This is a genomic window from Myxococcus sp. AB025B (assembly GCF_006518215.1).
GTDB classification, from domain to species: domain Bacteria; phylum Myxococcota; class Myxococcia; order Myxococcales; family Myxococcaceae; genus Myxococcus; species Myxococcus fulvus.
Genome location: NZ_SRLW01000085.1, coordinates 16,289 through 33,442, shown reverse-complemented (window position 1 = coordinate 33,442; position 17,154 = coordinate 16,289). Strand labels below are relative to the sequence as shown.

General features: G+C 68.6%; 17 protein-coding genes and 6 tRNA genes. 21 read left to right on the top strand and 2 right to left on the bottom strand.

What is annotated here, in order from left to right; translation table 11 throughout:
- Positions 1-205 precede the first annotated feature (205 nt).
- The 3 genes from rplM to FL311_RS16490 all read left to right on the top strand — a co-directional run bounded on the left by rplM (position 206) and on the right by FL311_RS16490 (position 2,585).
- The gene (rplM, locus tag FL311_RS16500; protein ID WP_141326090.1) at positions 206-652 is read left to right on the top strand and encodes a 50S ribosomal protein L13; all 447 of its coding nucleotides are present in this window, start codon (positions 206-208) and stop codon (positions 650-652) included.
- 14 nt (positions 653-666) lie between these two features.
- A complete protein-coding gene (gene rpsI / locus FL311_RS16495; protein WP_046712181.1) occupies positions 667-1,068 on the top strand; it encodes a 30S ribosomal protein S9 in 402 nt (133 codons plus the stop codon).
- Between the two features lie 134 nt (positions 1,069-1,202).
- Entirely contained in the window at positions 1,203-2,585 is a 1,383-nt protein-coding gene (locus FL311_RS16490) for a type IV pilus twitching motility protein PilT (protein ID WP_141326089.1), read from the top strand.
- Positions 2,586-3,144: 559 nt separating this feature from the next.
- Here FL311_RS16490 and FL311_RS16485 read toward each other — a convergent pair.
- Positions 3,145-3,882, bottom strand: coding sequence for a hypothetical protein (locus FL311_RS16485; RefSeq protein WP_141326088.1), 738 nt, complete (start codon positions 3,880-3,882; stop codon positions 3,145-3,147).
- A gap of 34 nt (positions 3,883-3,916) precedes the next feature.
- On the opposite strand from FL311_RS16485, the gene FL311_RS16480 reads away from it, so the two are divergent.
- The 13 genes from FL311_RS16480 to FL311_RS16420 all read left to right on the top strand — a co-directional run bounded on the left by FL311_RS16480 (position 3,917) and on the right by FL311_RS16420 (position 11,552).
- Complete coding sequence (locus FL311_RS16480) at positions 3,917-4,420, top strand: regulatory protein RecX (RefSeq protein WP_141326087.1); 504 nt, start codon at positions 3,917-3,919, stop codon at positions 4,418-4,420.
- 10 nt (positions 4,421-4,430) lie between these two features.
- The gene (locus FL311_RS16475; RefSeq protein ID WP_194869228.1) at positions 4,431-5,207 is read left to right on the top strand and encodes an outer membrane protein assembly factor BamD; all 777 of its coding nucleotides are present in this window, start codon (positions 4,431-4,433) and stop codon (positions 5,205-5,207) included.
- A 17-nt stretch (positions 5,208-5,224) separates the two neighbouring features.
- On the top strand, positions 5,225-5,929 hold the full coding sequence (locus FL311_RS16470; RefSeq protein WP_141326085.1) for a hypothetical protein: 705 nt from the start codon (positions 5,225-5,227) through the stop codon (positions 5,927-5,929).
- A gap of 42 nt (positions 5,930-5,971) precedes the next feature.
- Positions 5,972-6,694, top strand: a complete 723-nt coding sequence (locus FL311_RS16465; RefSeq protein ID WP_046712186.1) for a lipopolysaccharide assembly protein LapB — start codon at positions 5,972-5,974, stop codon at positions 6,692-6,694.
- Between the two features lie 5 nt (positions 6,695-6,699).
- Positions 6,700-7,635 (top strand): DUF4388 domain-containing protein, encoded by a 936-nt coding sequence (locus FL311_RS16460; protein WP_141326091.1) that lies wholly within the window; start codon positions 6,700-6,702, stop codon positions 7,633-7,635.
- 78 nt (positions 7,636-7,713) lie between these two features.
- The gene (gene selD, locus FL311_RS16455) at positions 7,714-8,754 is read left to right on the top strand and encodes a selenide, water dikinase SelD (protein ID WP_255510340.1); all 1,041 of its coding nucleotides are present in this window, start codon (positions 7,714-7,716) and stop codon (positions 8,752-8,754) included.
- Positions 8,755-8,815: 61 nt separating this feature from the next.
- Positions 8,816-9,625 carry an N-acetylmuramoyl-L-alanine amidase gene (locus tag FL311_RS16450; RefSeq protein WP_141326083.1) on the top strand — a complete coding sequence of 270 codons (810 nt, stop codon included), beginning with the start codon at positions 8,816-8,818 and terminating at the stop codon, positions 9,623-9,625.
- Positions 9,626-9,712: 87 nt separating this feature from the next.
- Positions 9,713-10,426, top strand: a complete 714-nt coding sequence (gene rph / locus FL311_RS16445; RefSeq protein ID WP_141326082.1) for a ribonuclease PH — start codon at positions 9,713-9,715, stop codon at positions 10,424-10,426.
- The gene (locus tag FL311_RS16440) at positions 10,423-11,028 is read left to right on the top strand and encodes an XTP/dITP diphosphatase (protein ID WP_141326081.1); all 606 of its coding nucleotides are present in this window, start codon (positions 10,423-10,425) and stop codon (positions 11,026-11,028) included. Before rph ends, FL311_RS16440 begins: the two co-directional genes overlap by 4 nt.
- 70 nt (positions 11,029-11,098) lie before the next feature.
- Positions 11,099-11,172 (top strand) — tRNA-Pro (locus FL311_RS16435).
- A gap of 39 nt (positions 11,173-11,211) precedes the next feature.
- Positions 11,212-11,285: transfer RNA gene (locus FL311_RS16430), tRNA-Arg, on the top strand.
- A gap of 94 nt (positions 11,286-11,379) precedes the next feature.
- Positions 11,380-11,453 (top strand) — tRNA-His (locus FL311_RS16425).
- Between the two features lie 25 nt (positions 11,454-11,478).
- Positions 11,479-11,552, top strand: a tRNA-Arg gene (locus tag FL311_RS16420).
- A 111-nt stretch (positions 11,553-11,663) separates the two neighbouring features.
- Here FL311_RS16420 and bet read toward each other — a convergent pair.
- Positions 11,664-12,758, bottom strand: a complete 1,095-nt coding sequence (bet, locus tag FL311_RS16415; protein WP_255510339.1) for a phage recombination protein Bet — start codon at positions 12,756-12,758, stop codon at positions 11,664-11,666.
- A 380-nt stretch (positions 12,759-13,138) separates the two neighbouring features.
- Between bet and FL311_RS16410 the strand changes: the two genes are divergently transcribed.
- The 5 genes from FL311_RS16410 (at position 13,139) to clpX (ending at position 16,959) form a co-directional block, all read left to right on the top strand.
- Positions 13,139-13,211 (top strand) — tRNA-Lys (locus FL311_RS16410).
- 116 nt (positions 13,212-13,327) lie between these two features.
- A tRNA-Leu gene (locus tag FL311_RS16405) sits at positions 13,328-13,409 on the top strand.
- A gap of 101 nt (positions 13,410-13,510) precedes the next feature.
- Positions 13,511-14,788, top strand: a complete 1,278-nt coding sequence (tig, locus tag FL311_RS16400) for a trigger factor (RefSeq protein WP_141326079.1) — start codon at positions 13,511-13,513, stop codon at positions 14,786-14,788.
- A gap of 53 nt (positions 14,789-14,841) precedes the next feature.
- The gene (gene clpP / locus FL311_RS16395) at positions 14,842-15,462 is read left to right on the top strand and encodes an ATP-dependent Clp endopeptidase proteolytic subunit ClpP (RefSeq protein ID WP_046712192.1); all 621 of its coding nucleotides are present in this window, start codon (positions 14,842-14,844) and stop codon (positions 15,460-15,462) included.
- Between the two features lie 213 nt (positions 15,463-15,675).
- Entirely contained in the window at positions 15,676-16,959 is a 1,284-nt protein-coding gene (gene clpX / locus FL311_RS16390) for an ATP-dependent Clp protease ATP-binding subunit ClpX (RefSeq protein WP_046712193.1), read from the top strand.
- The last annotated feature ends 195 nt before the right edge of the window (positions 16,960-17,154 follow it).

Below are 17,154 nucleotides of genomic sequence, written 5' to 3'. Positions count from 1 at the left end.
CCTCCTGGGGGTAGGGTGGGGTAGGAAAAGAGCCTTCCGTGGCTCGGTGGCCCCCGCCAACCTTGACTTGATCCTCCATGACCGCTAGGAGGGTCGGCCTTTCCGGGCCTCTGCGGATGTTTCGTGGAGGACCTGTGGTTGGTTCCGCACGAGATGCGGTCCCCGGCATGCACCTGGCGACCGCGAGAAGTCTGGAGTGCACGAAATGTCGCAGAAGACCTACAGCGCGAAGGCTGGGGACATCAAGCGCCAGTGGCACGTCATCGACGTGTCCGACAAGGTGCTGGGCCGCGCGGCGAGCCAGATTGCCACCTTGCTCAAGGGCAAGCACAAGGCCATCTACACGCCGTCCATCGACACGGGCGACCACGTCATCGTCATCAACGCCGACAAGGTGAAGGTGACGGGGACGAAGGAGAAGGACAAGATGTACTACCGGCACCCGCACGCGGGTTTCCCGGGCGCCCTGAAGATCACCAACCTGGAGAAGCTCCGCCAGCGCCACCCCGAGGACATCATCATCAACGCGGTCCGCCGCATGCTGCCCCGCAACGCGCTGGGTCGGCAGATGATGACGAAGCTGAAGGTCTACGCGGGTGATACCCACCCCCACGCCGCCCAGAAGCCGGCTGCGTACTCGGTTGAGGCGTAAGGGAGACAACGTCCATGCCCATCCACCAAGAGCTCGGTTTCTACGCCACCGGCCGCCGCAAGGAGGCCACCGCTCGTGTCTGGCTGCGTCCCGGCACGGGTCAGGTCACCATCAACGGTCGTGAGATCAACGACTACTTCGGTCGCGAGACCTCGAAGATGGTGCTCAACCAGCCCCTCGAGATCCTCGAGCAGAAGGGGAAGCTCGACGTCACCGTGAACGTTCGCGGCGGCGGTCTCTCGGGCCAGGCCGGCGCCATCCGTCACGGCATCGCCCGCGCCCTGTGCGCCTTCAACCCGGAGTTCCGTCCGGCGCTGAAGAAGGCCGGCTTCCTCACGCGTGATGCTCGCGCGGTCGAGCGCAAGAAGTACGGTCAGCCGGGCGCGCGTCGCCGGTTCCAGTTCTCCAAGCGCTAACCGTCCAGGTTGGTCGCTCGCTGTCCTCCGCGGCGGGGGCTCTCTCACGAGGGTCTCCGCCGTGGTGTTTTCGGGGACTCACTCCACGGTGTGTCGCGCGGGCGCGCGAGCGTCTGCTACCATCCGCGACGCCCATGGAACTCAATGAGATCCTCCAGATCGCCCTGCGCGGCGGTGCCTCCGACATTCATCTCAAGGCCGGTCTGCCGCCCATGTTCCGGGTGGATGGCTCGTTGGTGCCGTTGAAGGACGGCCGTCGTCTTCCGCCCGAGGAGGTGGCGCGGATGGCGTTCGGCATCATGAACGAGTTCCAGAAGGAGAAGTTCAAGGCGAGCAACGAGGTAGACCTGGCGTACGGAGTCCCGGGCCTGGGCCGCTTCCGCGTGAATGTCTTCCAGCAGCGCGGCACCGTGGGCGCGGTGCTGCGAGTCATCCCGTTCAAGGTGATGACGATGCAGGACCTGCTGTTGCCGCAGGTGCTGGCGAAGATTTGTGGCGAGGAGCGCGGTCTCATCCTGGTGACGGGCACGACGGGCTCCGGCAAGTCGACCACGTTGGCGGCGATGATCGACCACATCAACTCCAACGAGACCAGCCACATCATGACGATTGAGGACCCCATCGAGTTCCTCATTCGCGACAAGCGCTCCATCGTGAACCAGCGCGAGGTGGGCGTGGACACGATGAGCTTCGCGCAGGCGCTCAAGAGCGCGCTGCGGCAGGACCCGGACGTCATCCTCGTGGGCGAGATGCGAGACCACGAGACCATCGAGACGGCGCTGCACGCGGCGGAGACGGGCCACCTGGTCATGTCCACGCTGCACACGCTGGACGCCACGGAGACGGTCAACCGCATCGTCTCCGCCTTCCCGCCGCACCAGCAGAAGCAGGTGCGCATCCAGTTGGCCTCGGTGCTCAAGGGCGTGGTCAGCCAGCGCCTGGTGCCGCGCGCGGACGGCAAGGGCCGCGTGGCCGCGGTGGAGGTGCTGCGCGTCACCGCGCGCGTGCGCGAGCTCATCGAGGACAAGGACCGCACGAAGGAGATCCACGACGCGATCGCCCAGGGCACGGACTCCTACGGGATGCAGACCTTCGACCAGTCGCTGATGAGCCTGGTGCGCCAGGGGCTGGTCACCTACGACGAGGCCCACCGTCAGGCGTCCAACCCGGACGACTTCGCGCTGCGCTTCTCCGGCATCAGCGGCACGTCCGACTCCAAGTGGGACAGCTTCGACGCGAAGCCGGGCGAGGCCCGGCCGATTCCGGGCTCGGCCGCCTTCGCGCAGAAGGGCGCGCCCGTGGGTGCGGCGCCGCCTCCCGCCGCTCCGTCCACGCCGGCTCCGGTCCAGGTCGCGCGTCCCGCCACGCCCGCGGCGCCGAACGTCGCGCGTCCGCCCGCGCCGGCCCAGGCCATGCGCCCGGCCGCGCCTCCGCCGGCGGCCCGTCCTCCCGCCCCGGCCCCCGCGCCTGCTCCGGCGGCGGGGGGGGATGACGACTTCCAGATCGAACGCTTCTGAGTCGACGGGGCACCGTGGGTCGAGGCCGCCGCGCGCGGTCTGGCCTCGGTGCTCCGTTTGATGCCACTGAGTGGCGCGAGGCCGCGAACGCTTGGCCTCGGTGCTTCGTTTGATGCGACTGAGTGGCGGCGAGGCCGCGAACGCTTGGCCTCGGTGCTTCGTTTGATGCCACTGAGTGGCGGCGAGGCCGCGAACGCCCGGCCTCGGTGCTTCGTTTGATGCCACTGAGTGGCGGCGAGGCCGCGAACGCCCGGCCTCGGTGCTTCCCCGAAGCGTTGAGGGGCCATGAGAGCGGGTCGCCGCGAACGGCCCAGCCCCGGTGCTCTGCCTCGTCTGTCGGGAGATCCCCGTGAGGCGAGACGGCTCCGTGCCGTCGCCCACCTGTGTGACGCGACCTGCGAGAGGGGGCGCGTCTCGCTCAGCGGGCTGCGTCCAGGGACATCGCTCAGGCTCGTGGCAGGGCAGGGGAGTCATCCTCCCGTCCACCCGATGCGCACGACGCGGCGTCAGCCACTCCGAGCGGCGGGCCGCGAGGGCCCACCGCCGCGTGACTCGGTGGCTACGCGTCTTCCTCGCCCAGCATGGCCCTCAGGCGCGACAGGCGCAGCGGACCGATGAGGCCCTCCTTCGCCAGCGCCTGGAGCAGATGGGCGGTGGCGTGCACCTTCTCCTCCTGCTCCTCCTCGGGCTTGTCGGCGACCTGCGCGTCGAGCAGGGCCTCGATGTGCTCGGGGTTGATGGGGGCCGGCCCCTCCGCCCAGGCGATGTCGAACAGCGCCCTCGCCATGACCTCGCGCACCTTGCGCTCGGCGTCGTCCTTCGAGGCCTTCACGAACCCGACGAACAGCGCGTCCACCGCCTCCTTCGTCAGCGCGGCCAGCGCGGGCACCTCGCCCAGCGACTCCTTCACGTACTCGCGGTCGAAGCTGTCCACGTCCTGCTCGTAGCCGAACGCCTCCTCCAGGAGGATGGAGGCGATGAACGCGTCCGTCTCCTCCTCACTCGCGCCCTCCTCGGTCAGCGCCTCACGCGCCTTCTTCGTGGCCTCGGTCAGCTCCGCGTCTTCCTGAATCGCGCGCGCCGACGCGTGCGCCGCCAGCAGCACCAGCGCCGCCTGGGCGTCCGAGGACAGGACGCGGCCACCCACGTCCATCAGGATGGCGGCCTGGCGCGGGTGCGCCTTGGCGGCCTCGGCGAAGAACTGCTCCTCCGGGTCGAGGGCGCCCCCCGCCTGCTGCTTGCGGAGCGTCTCCTTCGCGACATCGGCGGTGAGGTAGCGGGCAAGGACTGGATGCATGCCGCGCCTGTTACCACATGCTACGTATCCCGCCATGCTCCCGGAGGATGAAGGCCCCGAGGCCGTCCAGCGCGCCACGGATGCGGGACTCAAGCTGCTGGGCATTCGCGCCCGCACGCGCCAGGAGCTGCTCCAGGCCCTGGAGAAGAAGGGCTTCGCCCCCTGCGTCCGCGACGCCGCGCTCGCCCGCCTCCAGGGCTGGGGCTACCTGGACGACACCCGCTTCGGAGAAGCGCGCGCCGCCTCCCTCCTGCGCTCGGGCAAGGGCCCCGTCTCCGTCCTCCAGAAGCTGCAAGCCCACGGCCTGTCCGAGGACGCGGCCCAGGGCGCGCTGGCGTCCGCCACGGACGCGGTGGACTTCGACGCCACGGCCGCCGCGCGCGCCGTCCTGGAGAAGCGGGGGCTGGCGGCCCGGCCGCTCGACGAGAAGGCCTGGGCCCGCGCCGCGCGGCTGTTGTCCGGGCGGGGATTCTCCGAGGACGTCATCCAGCAACTGCTCGGCGAACCTTCACTGGACCCCTCGGGGCCGGACGAATAGCGTGCCGCCGATGCGTTCCGTCGTCGCCTTCCTGACCGTCGTCCTCTTGTTCGCCTCGGGTTGCTCCACCCTCTCCGGCTCCCAGGGGGGAGACCCCGACTACGCCGCTGACGCGGAGGAGAACCTCCGGCTCGGCAGCGAGGCGCTGGAGAACAAGGACTTCTTCAAGGCCCAGAAGTACTTCGAGTACGTCCGGGTCAAGTACCCGTACCAGGAGGCCGCCCGCGAGGCGGAGCTGCGCCTGGCGGACGTGGACTTCGCCCGCGAGGCCTTCCCCGAGGCCCGCGACCAGTACCAGTCCTTCATCAAGCTCCACCCCACGCACGCCAAGGTCGACTACGCCGCGTTCCGCTCGGCGCTCACCCACGTGGAGGACTTCCCGTCCGACTTCTTCGCGCTGCCGCCCTCCGAGGAGAAGGACCAGGGCGAGATTCGCGCCGCGCTTTCCACCATGGAGGAGTTCCTCCGCCAGTACCCGGATTCGCAGTACGTCCCCGAGGCCAAGCGGCACGCGGACGACGCACGCAAGCGCCTGGCCGAGCACGAGCTGTACGTGGCCCGCTTCTACACGAAGCGCGAGCGCTGGAAGGCCGTGGCCCAGCGCCTGGAGTCGCTGCTCACGAAGTACCCCGGCACGCCGTACGAAGAGGAGGCCCTCTTCGACCTGCATGAGGCCTACGTGAAGCTCAACGACCCCAAGCGCGCCGAGGAGACCCTGCGCCAGGTGCTGCGCCGCCTGCCGGGGACGCCCGCCGCCCAGAAGGCCCAGCAGCTGCTGGGCACGTGAGGTCCCCGGCAGGCCGCGTGAGGTCCACCGAGGAGTGGAGCCGGCTGGGGGGCCTGGTCATCGCCGGACTGGCGGTGCTCGCCGCCTGCGCGGTGCTCATCCCCCGGCTGCTGGGCTTCGCCGCGGGCCCCGAGGCGGAGATCATCACCGCCCTGAAGCACACCGAGGCCTATGGGTTTTCCCTGCCCATCCCCCTCACGGACGCGCCCCTGGTCTCCCAGGAGCTCCACTTCGCCCGCATCACGGTGACGGTGGAGCCCGGCGGCCAGCGCGCCGAGGCCCACGCCACGCTCGACTTCAACGGCACCCTCGGCCCCACCCGCGTGGGCACCGCCGGCGTGGAGAAGGTGCCCTTCGTGCGACGCGGGGGCGACTGGGTGCCGGAGAAGAACACCTCCCCCCGACTGGTGGCCGTCGTCACGGCACTGGAGGCGCGGCGCCGCGCGCTGGAGGCCGCGGACGCGGAAGCCCTGGCTCGGCTTTCTGTTCCCGGGAATCCCGGGGTGGGGGGCGCGGAGTGGGACGAACTGAAGATGTTGCGAGGACGCTCGTATCGGGCGGAGGCGTGGTACATCCGGTTGGAGCGGGAGCAAGCAGTGGTGACGGAGCACTGGCGGTTGCAGGGCTCCCTCCCGTCGAGGCCGGTGGACACCCGGGGCCAACGGTCGCTGTCGCTCACGCTTCACGGTGATGAATTCTTGTTTTCGCCCGGGCTCATGTAGGCTAGCCGCGTCGGAGGCAGGGCCCGAGGACGGGCCGGAGTCATGGAAGAGCCCCTCAAGCAGCTACTGACCCTCGGGCGCGGCTACTTCGAGAAGAAGCAGTACGCCCAGGCCGAGCAGTACCTCGCGAAGATCGTCGAGCAGAATCCGACGTTCGCGGACGTGTTCAACATGCTCGGCATCATCTACCACGACCAGGGCCAGTTCGCCCGGGCCCAGCGGGCGTTCGAGTCCGCGCTGAACCTGAATCCGGCGTACACCGAAGCGGCGCTCAATCTCGCGGTCATCTACAACGACATGGGCAAGTACGCCGAGGCGAAGGAGGTCTACCAGGCCGCCTTGTCCCGGCAGAAGACGGGCCCCGGGGAGCTGGACCCCTACGTCGAGAAGAAGATCGCCAACATGTACGGCGAGATTGGCGACGTGTTCGCCTCCAGTGGCGCCTGGCAGCGGGCCATCGAGGAGTACCGCCGCGCGCTGGGCCTGTGTCCGCAGTTCGTGGACATCCGCCTGAAGCTGGGCAATGCCCTGCGTGACGCGGGGGACAACGCGGCGGCCATCGCCGAGTACGAACAGGTCATCGCGCAGAACCCGTCCTACATCCCCGGCCGTATCCAGTATGGGGTCGCGCTGTATTCCGCCGGGCGCAGGGCGGAGGCGGTGCAGGTGTGGGAGGACGTGCTGGCGCGCAGCCCCGACAACAAGAGCGCGCAGATGTACCTCAACCTGGTGAAGGACCCCGGCAAGGTGGAGCAGGCGGGTTGATGACCATGGATATCTCGAAGACCTATGCCCTGAAGTTCATCTCCGGGAAGTACCAGGGCGGAGAGTTCCCCCTGAAGGCGGAGAAGCAGATCGTCATCGGCCGCTCCAGCGAGCTGGACATGGTGCTCGTGGAGGACATGGTCTCGCGCAAGCACGCGAAGATCAGCTTCTCCAACGGGAAGATCACCATCGAGGACCTGGGCTCCACCAACGGCACCTTCGTCAACGGCGAGAAGGTGAAGCAGGCGGGGCTCAAGGAGGGGGACCGCATCCTCATCGGCACCTCCATCCTCAAGCTCGTGCACCAGGGCGCCGACGGCGCCAACGTGGACGAGAGCACGGCCAAGCTGAAGCTGGAGGAGGCCGCCGCCGCCCAGGCCGCGAGGACCACCACCAAGGGCAGCTCCATGACGGGGAAGATTGAGGAAATCCCCCTGCCGGACCTGCTCCAGCTCTTCCACACCTCCAAGAAGAACGGCGTGCTGGTGGTCAACAGCACGCAAGAGGGGAAGATCTACCTGCGCCAGGGCCGCGTGTACTACGCGGTCATCAACGAGAACCACAACCTGGGTCCGCAGAAGAGCTTCAACCGCATCATCACCTGGGAGTCGGGTGACTTCGAGCTGCGGCCGGCGGACAGCCAGGAGTTCATGGTGGAGCTGGACTCGTCCACCGAGGCGCTGCTGATGGACGCGCTCCGTCAGCTCGACGAGCTCAAGCGGCTGCAGCCGAGCCTGCCGCCTCCGGAGGCCATGCTCCAGCTGTCGGTGCCGCTGGTGCCGCCGCTCAAGGAGCTGACGCCGGAGCTGCTGGACGTGCTCCAGCTCGTGCTCAACCAGGGCACGTTGGCCGGGGTGCTGGACCGGGCGGACGCGGATGACGTCGTCACCGCCGAGGGCCTGGTACACCTGCTCAAGCGCGAGTACGTCCGCATCATCTAGGTCGCACACGAAGCCCGCTCTCCTCGTGGGAGGGCGGGCTCCATCTGAAGGGATGTCGCCGTGGCGGACGCGAAGTCGGTGAAGCGCCTGCGCCTCACCGAGCTGAGTCACTGCGCGGGTTGCGCGGCGAAGCTGCGGGCCGGGGACCTGGCCCAGCTGCTGGGAGGGCTCAAGTCCTCCCGCCCCCCGCAAGCGCTGGTGGGCTTCAACACGAATGACGACGCGGCCGTCTACCGCCTCTCGCCCGGCCTCGCCGTGGTGGAGACGGTGGACTTCTTCCCGCCCGTGGTGGACGACCCGTTCCAGTTCGGCGCCATCGCCGCGGCGAACGCGATGTCGGACATCTGGGCCATGGGGGCGAAGCCGCTGTTCGCGCTCAACCTCGTGGGCTTCCCGGACGAGCTGCCCAAGTCCGTGCTGGCGCGCATCCTCGAGGGCGGCCAGTCCAAGGTGGAGGAGGCGGGCATCCCCATCCTCGGCGGCCACAGCATTCGAGACCCGGAGCCGAAGTACGGCCTGGCCGTCACCGGCGTGGTGCACCCCAAGAAGGTGCTCACCAACGCGGGCGCGAAGCCGGGGGACTTGCTGCTGCTCACCAAGCCCCTGGGCACGGGCATCGCCACCACCGCCATCAAGCGGGGCGTGGCCTCCAAGCAGCTGCAGAAGAACGTCATCGGCGTGATGACCACGCTCAACCGCGCCGCGGGCGAGGTCTTCTCCTCGGGCCGGTTCAAGGTGAACGCCCTGACGGACGTGACGGGCTACGGCCTGTTGGGCCACCTGCTGGAGATGATGACGGCCGCGAAGACGCGCGCGGCGTTGGATTTGGAGCGCGTGCCGCTCATCGCCGAGGTGCCCTCGCTGGCCGAGGCGGGCGTGGTGCCGGGCGGGACGAAGTCGAACCTGGAGCACGTGCAGAAGAAGGTCCGCTTCCCCAAGGGGCTCCCCGAGGCCATCCAGTGGGTGCTCGCGGACGCGCAGACCAACGGCGGACTGTTGGCCTGCGTGCCGGCGAAGGACGCGGTCAAGGCGCTCAGGGCCCTGGACAGGGCTGGGGTGGACGCGGCGCTGCTGGGCGAGGTCCGCGCGGGCCGTCCGGGCATCGACGTCATCGGCTGAACCGGCCGCCGGGCGGGGATTTCGCGCCCGGGGTGGGGCTCCGCTAGCATCCCGCTCCGGCATGACGTCGTCCTCCCGCTTACTGCTGCTCCTCCTCGCATGCATCTGCTGGGTTCCCGTCACGGCGGGAGCCGGCGAGCGCCCCGCGCGCATCGTCATCGACCCGGGCCACGGCGGCGTGAAGGAAGGCGCCAAGGGGCCCGGCGCGCTGCGCGAGAAGGAGGTGGCGCTGCAGATTGCCCACCGCCTTCGCTCCAGGCTGGAGGCGGCCGGCGGCGAGGTGTACCTGACGCGCGAGCGCGACGCGCTGGTGAGCCTCACCGAACGCGTGGAGATGACGAACGACCACGGCGCCGACCTCTTCATCTCCATCCACGCCAACTCCATGCCCACGCCCCGCATGAGGGCGCGCACCGAGGGCGTGGAGACGTACTTCCTGTCGGCCAGCGCCTCGGGTGAGGCGGCGCTCGCGGTGGCGGACCGGGAGAACTCGGAGGCGCCCATGTCGCGGGCGGCGCGCGGCGACTCGACGCTGGCGCTCATCCTCGATGACCTGGTGCGCACGGAGGCGCACTCGGACTCGTCCCGGCTGGCCTACGCCATCCACCCCCGGCTCGTGGCGCGCACGCGGGCGGCGGACCGGGGCGTGCAACAGGCGCCCTTCTTCGTGCTCTCCGGCGTGGAGTGCCCGGCGGTGCTCGTGGAGGTGGGCTACATCTCCCATCCCGAGGAGGGGCTGAAGCTGGGGCGGGCGGACTACCAGGAGAAGCTGGCCGAGGCCATCAGCGAGGGCGTGCTCGCCTTCCTGAAGGACACGCGGCGCAGGGACGCGGCCCGGCCGGCCCAGGTGGCGGGCTCGCAGACGCCCTGAGTGGACAGCGGGCCGACTCGGACGACACGCGGGCCACGCGGCTCTGGTAGAGAAGGGACGCGCTCATTCCCTACCCAGGAGCTCGCCGTGCGTTCCTTCCAACGTGGTGCACTGGACCTTCGCCCCGTCATCCTCACCCCCGGAGTGTCCCGCTACGCGGAAGGCTCCGTGCAGGTGGAGTTCGGCAACACCAAGGTGCTCATCACCTGCTCCACCGAGGAGCGCGTGCCCCCGCACCTGATGGGGAAGGGGACCGGCTGGGTGACGGCCGAGTACGGCATGCTCCCGCGCGCCACGCACACGCGAAACCAGCGCGAGGCGGCCAAGGGCAAGCAGACCGGCCGCACCATGGAGATCCAGCGCCTCATCGGCCGCTCGCTGCGCGCGGCGGTGGACCTGTCCACGCTGGGCCCGCGCACCCTCACGCTGGACTGTGACGTGCTCCAGGCGGACGGCGGCACGCGCACGGCGTCGATTACGGGCGCGTACGTGGCGGTGGTGCTCGCGCTGCGCTCGCTGCAGAAGCAGGGCACGCTCACCAAGCAGCCCAAGCTGACCCCCATGGCCGCAGTGTCCGTGGGCGTGGTCAACGGGGAGGTGCGCGTGGACCTGGACTACGACGAGGATTCCAAGGCGGACGTGGACCTCAACATCGTCGCCACGGGAGACGGGCGCATGGTGGAGGTGCAGGGCACCGCCGAGCACCAGCTGTTCGACCGCAAGACGATGGACGCGATGCTCGACGGGGGCCTGGCCGCCATCCATCAGCTCGTGGCCGCGCAGGCCAAGGCGCTCGAATGAGCACGCCCTCACCGAAGCTGCTCTTCGCCACCACCAACAAGGGGAAGCTGCGCGAGCTGCGCCAGCTGGTGGGGGACTCGGTGGAGGTGGTGTCGCTCGCGGACCTGCCGCCGGTGCCGGAGCCCGAGGAGGACGGCGCCACCTTCGAGGCCAACGCGGTGAAGAAGGCGGTGGAGTACGCGCGGGCCACGGGCCTGCCGGCGCTCGCGGACGACTCGGGGCTGTGCGTGGACGCGCTCGACGGCCAGCCCGGAGTGCTGTCCGCCCGCTACGCGCCCGGTGATGACAAGGCCCGCTACGAGAAGCTCCTCTCGGAGCTGTGCGGGGTGCCCGACGAGAAGCGCACGGCCTCGTTCCGCTGCGCGCTGGCGCTGGCGTGGCCGGACGGGCGCACGCACGTGGAGGAGGGGCGGTGCGAGGGGCGGATCGGCCATGCACCGAAGGGTGAGCACGGCTTCGGGTACGACCCCGTGTTCATCCTTCTGGACAGTGGCCGGTCGCTCGCGGAGCTCACCGCCGAGGAGAAGTCCGCCATCTCCCACCGGGGCGCGGCCTTCCGGAAGATGAAGCCGATGCTGCTCTCGCTCGCCGCGCGTTCATGAATCGCGAGGTCAGGCACGTGGGCCTTGCGCGTCCGTCCGCGATGGTTCAACAATGCCGGACTCTACTTTTCGGGGCGTAGCGCAGCCTGGTAGCGCACCTGCCTTGGGCGCAGGGGGTCGGAGGTTCGAATCCTCTCGCCCCGATTTTTTCAAGTAGGGAGTGGATGCAGGTAGCCCGGCCCAGCTCCAGTAGCTCAGCTGGATAGAGCACCGACCTTCTAAGTCGGGGGTCGCAGGTTCGAGTCCTGCCTGGGGCGCTAACTTGGCCGGTGTGTCGTGTGATTTGGGCCTTGAACTGGCCCGGCTTTCCACGGTAGGGAAGCCCCCGCTTCAAACGCCGTAGCGGTAACGGCGGCCATAGCTCAACTGGTTAGAGCGCTGGACTGTGACTCCAGAGGTTGCCGGTTCGACCCCGGTTGGCCGCCCACCTTCTTCCCCTGTTCGTAGGTTGCGCTCGTAGCTCAACTGGATAGAGCACCGGGCTTCGAACCCGGGGGTTGGGGGTTCAAGTCCCTCCGAGCGCGCTCCTCTCCTCTTTAGGCAGGCCCCGACTCCTTCGTGGGAGTCCCGAGTGGCGCCGCGAAGAGGGCCCCCGCCGGAGGACGTCCGACGGAGGCAAGCCTCACTTCAGCGCATCAGGCGTGGGACGCGCCGTTGCTCTTGTCCGCGGTGGACGGGACGCGGCAGCGCAGCTCCGTCTCCGCCTCCAGCGCGAGCAGGTTCTCCCGCATCGCCTTGGCCCAGCGCGCGCGGGGTTGCTCCATCAGCTTCTCGTTCGCCAGCTCGATGGTCTCCGTCAGCTCCTCGTCCGAGAGCTCCGAGGCCGTCTTGCCCTTGTAGGGACCGAACGCCACCAGCACGGCGCTCGCCTTCGGACGCGTGGGCGCCACGGTGGGCTCCACGTCCTCCTTCGCCGCCTCCACTTCCTTCGCGGGGAACGGGGCCAGCGGGAGCTCCACGTCCAGCTTCGCGGGGGCCGGCTTCTCCTCCTTCGCGGGCGCGGTGGCCAGCGGGGTGGGGAAGGACGCCTTCACCGGTCCCGTCCTGGCGCCCAGCACCTCGTAGGCGCCACCCGCGGGGACGGGCTCGGGGTGGGCCGAGGCCGAATCGAAGTCCTCCGCCGGCATCTCCTCCCGGACGTACAGTCCGCCGAAGGCCTCCGGGTACGCCTTGCGCAGGGCCGCCACCCGGGCGCACTTCTCGATCATCGTCGTGGGAATCTTGGCCCACAGCGGTGTCTGCTGGACGTAGCCGCTGAAGTCCAGCCACACCACCACGGGCAGCTTCCCGTCGCGCACCACCCGCGACCAGGCGCCCACCAGCGCGCCCTTGCGCTTGGCCGGGTTGAAGCGGTGCACCACCTCGCCTCGACCCTGGTCCACCACGATGTCGTCCTCGGCGAACACGGCGCTCGCCTGGATGCCCTTGAAGTCCGGGAAGCGCTCCGCGCGGGCGAGCATCCCGGCCTCGGAGGGCTGGAACTCGTACTTCGTCACCCAGTTGGGGCGCTCCCGGTTGCCGATGTTCTGCCTCCGCGCGACGCAGAAGGCTTCCTTGAGCAGCGGATCCAACCCGCTGCGCTTGCACTGCTCGATGAAGAGGGCGAACTCGTCCTCGCTGATGCCCCGGGGGCAGATGGTGCGCCGAATCAGCTCCATGCGCTCCCGGCTCCAGCCGCCGAGCGCCGAGCCGGTGTCTTCCACCTTGGGGGGGATGTTGGCTTCCGTCACTGTCGTCTCCTGCATACGTCCTGCGCGAAAAGGGCGGACGACCTCCGTCCGCCCGCCTGTGCCTCGGCGGTTCACGTGCTCAGAGTCCCGGATGGGGGCGCGTGCGAGCCCCGTGGGTCCGAGCACTCCGGACACACGGGTCGCCGTGGCCACGTTCAACAGTGGGCCCATGGCTCTGTTTCATTCGGAATCCGGCCGTCCCCGGCGCCAGCCCGTCCAGCGGGCGGCGTGGCGTCCCATCCCGGACTGCGCGTCCGCGTGGGAGATGCCGTGCGTGGGGAATGCAGGGGAGACGAAAATACTTTTGACAGCGCGGGCGGCCTTCTGTAATTACCGCCGCCACTTGGACGTCACGCAGCCGACGGGCCAAGCGCAGTGCCGGGAGCGTAGCTCAATTGGCAGAGCAATGGACTCTTAATCCATAGGTTGTGGGTTCGATTCCCTCCGCTCTCATACGGGGTCTCTCCAGCGATGGAGAGACCCCGTTTGTTTTTCCGCAGCACGCATCCGTCGGGTGACGCGCGGCGGACGTTTCGCGGTATGTACGGCACAAGGCACGCGGCGCATCCGGGCGGGTGGCGAAACTGGTAGACGCACCAGACTTAGGATCTGGTACCGCAAGGTGTGAGGGTTCGAGTCCCTCCTCGCCCATTTCGCGTTGACCCGTTCGTGCCTATCCCCTAAAGGCGCACGTCCCACTTAACCGGCGCCGCTCGGGACGACTGTCCGAGACGGCGGCGAGCGAGGCCCGTATGAAGGTCCAGGTCGAAGAGCTCTCTCCCATCGAGAAGAAGCTCTCCATCGAGGTCGAGTCCGCCCGCGTGGCGGAAGAGCTGAACCGCGCTTACGCCAGGCTGGGCCAGCAGGTGCGGTTGCCAGGCTTCCGACAGGGCAAGGTGCCCCGTCGCATCCTCGAGCAGCGCTTCAAGGACCAGGTCGAGGACGAGGTCATCCAGCGCGTGGTGCAGACGGCCTACCTGGACGCGGTGCGCGAGCACAACGTGGAGGTGGTGGCCAGCCCGCAGGTGACCAACCAGGGCCTCAAGGCCAACGCGCCCTTCAGCTTCGAGGCCCGGGTGGAGGTCAGGCCCAAGGTCGAGGCGAAGGAGTACGCGGAGCTGCCGCTGACCAAGACGGACACCACCGTCACCGACGAGCAGATCAACGAGCAACTGGACCGCATGCGTCAGTCGCTGAGCCGGCTGGAGCCCGTGACGGACCGCGACTCGGCGGCCTCCGGTGACTACGCGACGGTGGACTACGACGCCACCGTGGACGGTCAGCCGTTCGCCGGCAGCAAGGCCGAGGGCATCACCGTCCAGGTGCAGCCCGGTGAGCTGGTCGAGTCGAAGATCGCCGCGCTTGAGGGCGTGAAGGTGGGCGAGTCCAAGGACATCGACTACGCCTTCCCCGCCGACTACCGGGTGGAGGACGTGCGGGGGAAGACGGGCCGCTTCCACGTCACCCTCAAGGAGCTCAAGAAGGAGATCTCCCCCGAGCTCAACGACGACCTGGCGAAGGAGACGGGCATCGCGCAGACGCTCGAGGAGCTGCGCGGCAAGCTGCGCGCCGACATGGAGCGCGCGCGCCGTTCGCAAGCGGACAACGACGACCGCGAGGCGGTGATGAAGGGCCTCGTGGAGCGCAACCCCTTCGAGGTCCCCCGTGCCATGGTGGAGCGCGCCATGGACTCCATGCTCCGCGGCGCCCTGCAGCAGCTGCAGCGCTCGGGCATGGACCCCAGCCGTCTGAACCTGGACTTCAACCGCCTGCGCGAGGAGATGCGCGAGAAGGCGACCCAGGAGGTGAAGGGGACGCTGCTGCTGGAGTCCATCGCCCTCAAGGAGGGCATCCAGGCGAGCGACGCGGACGTGGACGCGCGCATCGAGCAGCTCGCGGTGGAGGCGGGCCAGCCCGTGGAGGCCGTGAAGCGCTACTTCAAGGGCGCGGACGAGCGGCTCGGGTTGTCTCTGCGACTGCGCGAGGAAAAGACGATTGAATTCCTGAAGGGCCGGGCGAAGTATTCCTGACCTGAGGTTCGTCTTCGTCGAGCCGTCCCTTCGAGTCTTCTCCCGAGGTCGCCATGCCCTTCATGCCCGTTCCCTACGTCATCGAGCAGACGCACCGCGGTGAGCGCTCGTACGACATCTACAGCCGGCTCCTGAAGGACCGCATCATCATGCTGGGCACGGAAATCGACGATGACGTGGCCAACGTCATCGTCGCCCAGCTGCTGTTCCTCGAGTCCGAGGACCCGGACAAGGACATCAACATCTACATCAACTCGCCGGGCGGCTCCGTCACGGCGGGCATGGCCATCTACGACACGATGCAGTACGTCAAGCCGCCGGTCTCCACCATCTGCGTGGGGCAGGCGGCGTCGATGGGGGCCGTGCTGCTGCTCGCCGGGACGAAGGGCAAGCGCTACGCCCTGCCGTCCAGCCGCATCATGATCCACCAGCCGCTGGGCGGGGTGCGGGGCCAGGCGACGGACATCGAGATCCAGGCCCGCGAAATCCTGCGGATGAAGGCGAAGCTCAACGAGCTCATCGTCAAGCACACCGGGCAGTCCATCGAGCGCGTGGAGAAGGACACGGACCGCGACTACTTCATGGGCGCCACGGAGGCGAAGGCCTACGGAATCGTGGATGAAATCCAGAACCCCCGCAAGGTGGTGGGCCTGGGCAAGGACGAGAAGAAGTAGACGTTTGCCGGGGCTCGACGCCTCGGCCGGTGGCCGGAGCCGCGGGAATTCGCCCCCGCGCCTCCGGCTTTGTGCTTTCTGCGCCGACCCACTCCCCCTGTTAAGTACAGGGAAGGCGCGTGGACGTCCCTGATGGGGGCTGACTAGATTGGCCTGGAGCCGAGGCGGGTGGCGCTCGGGGCGGGCGGCTTTACAGGCGCAGCGAGGGATTTCATGGCGGGCAAGAACGTGGAGAAGCGAGACAACCAGACCCTCTGCTGCTCCTTCTGCGGCAAGTCGCAGAAGGAGGTGAAGAAGCTCATCGCGGGGCCGACGGTCTACATCTGCGACGAGTGCATCGGGCTGTGCAACGACATCATCGCGGAGGAGATCGACCGCGAGGAGACCAAGGACACCAAGCTGCGCATCCCGCGGCCCTCCGAAATCAAGGCCGTGCTCGACGAGTACGTCATCGGCCAGGAGCGCGCGAAGAAGACGCTGTCGGTGGCCGTGCACAACCACTACAAGCGCATCGAGTCCAAGGTCGCGCTCGAGGACGTGGAGCTCCAGAAGAGCAACATCCTCCTGCTCGGCCCCACGGGCAGCGGCAAGACGCTGCTGGCCCAGACGCTGGCGCGCATCCTCAACGTCCCCTTCACCATCGCGGACGCCACGTGCCTCACGGAGGCCGGCTACGTGGGCGAGGACGTGGAGAACATCATCGTCAACCTGCTGCAGGCCGCCGACCACGACATCGAGCGGGCCCAGCGCGGCATCGTCTACATCGACGAAATCGACAAGATCGCCCGCAAGTCGGAGAACCCCTCCATCACCCGCGACGTCAGCGGCGAGGGCGTCCAGCAGGCGCTGTTGAAGATCATCGAAGGTACGGTGGCCAACGTTCCGCCCAAGGGGGGCCGCAAGCACCCGCAGCAGGAGTTCCTGCAGGTGGACACCACCAACATCCTGTTCATCTGCGGCGGCGCGTTCGGCGGCCTGGACCAGGTCATCGAGCGGCGCCTGGGCGGGCGCAGCCTGGGCTTCGGCGCGGACATCCAGTCGAAGAAGCAGCGCAACCTGTCGGAGCTGCTCAAGCACGTGGAGCCGGAGGACCTGCTCAAGTTCGGCATGATTCCGGAGTTCATCGGCCGCCTGCCCATCATCACCGCGCTGGAGGAGCTGGATGAGCCCGCGCTCATCAACATCCTCAACCAGCCGAAGAACGCGCTCACCAAGCAGTACAAGAAGCTCTTCGAGCTGGACGGCGTGGCGCTGAAGTTCACCGACGGCGCGCTCAAGGCCATCGCCAGCGAGGCCATCCGCCGCAAGGCGGGCGCCCGCGGCCTGCGCTCCATCCTCGAGTCGGCCATGCTGGACGTGATGTACGAAATCCCGTCCCGCAAGACGGTCCGCGAGGTGCTCATCTCCGAGGAGGTCATCCTCAAGAAGAGCGAGCCCGTCGTGCTCCACGCCGCGGCGGAGAAGGAGCCCGCCGAGCCGAAGAAGGAATCCGCGTAAGTCGCGGACTCTGCCGGGCCGCCCTCCGGTGTGGGCGGCCCCTGGGATGTGACGGAGCGCGTCAAGGGCCCTGCAACGGCTCCGACGCGCTCCTCGCGTTCAGGGCGGGCGGGGTGGCGCCGGCCTGTCGCCCACGGTTTTTGTGGGACGGGCGGGGGCGTTTCTGTATGTGCTGGCTCCATGAGACAGCTCCCC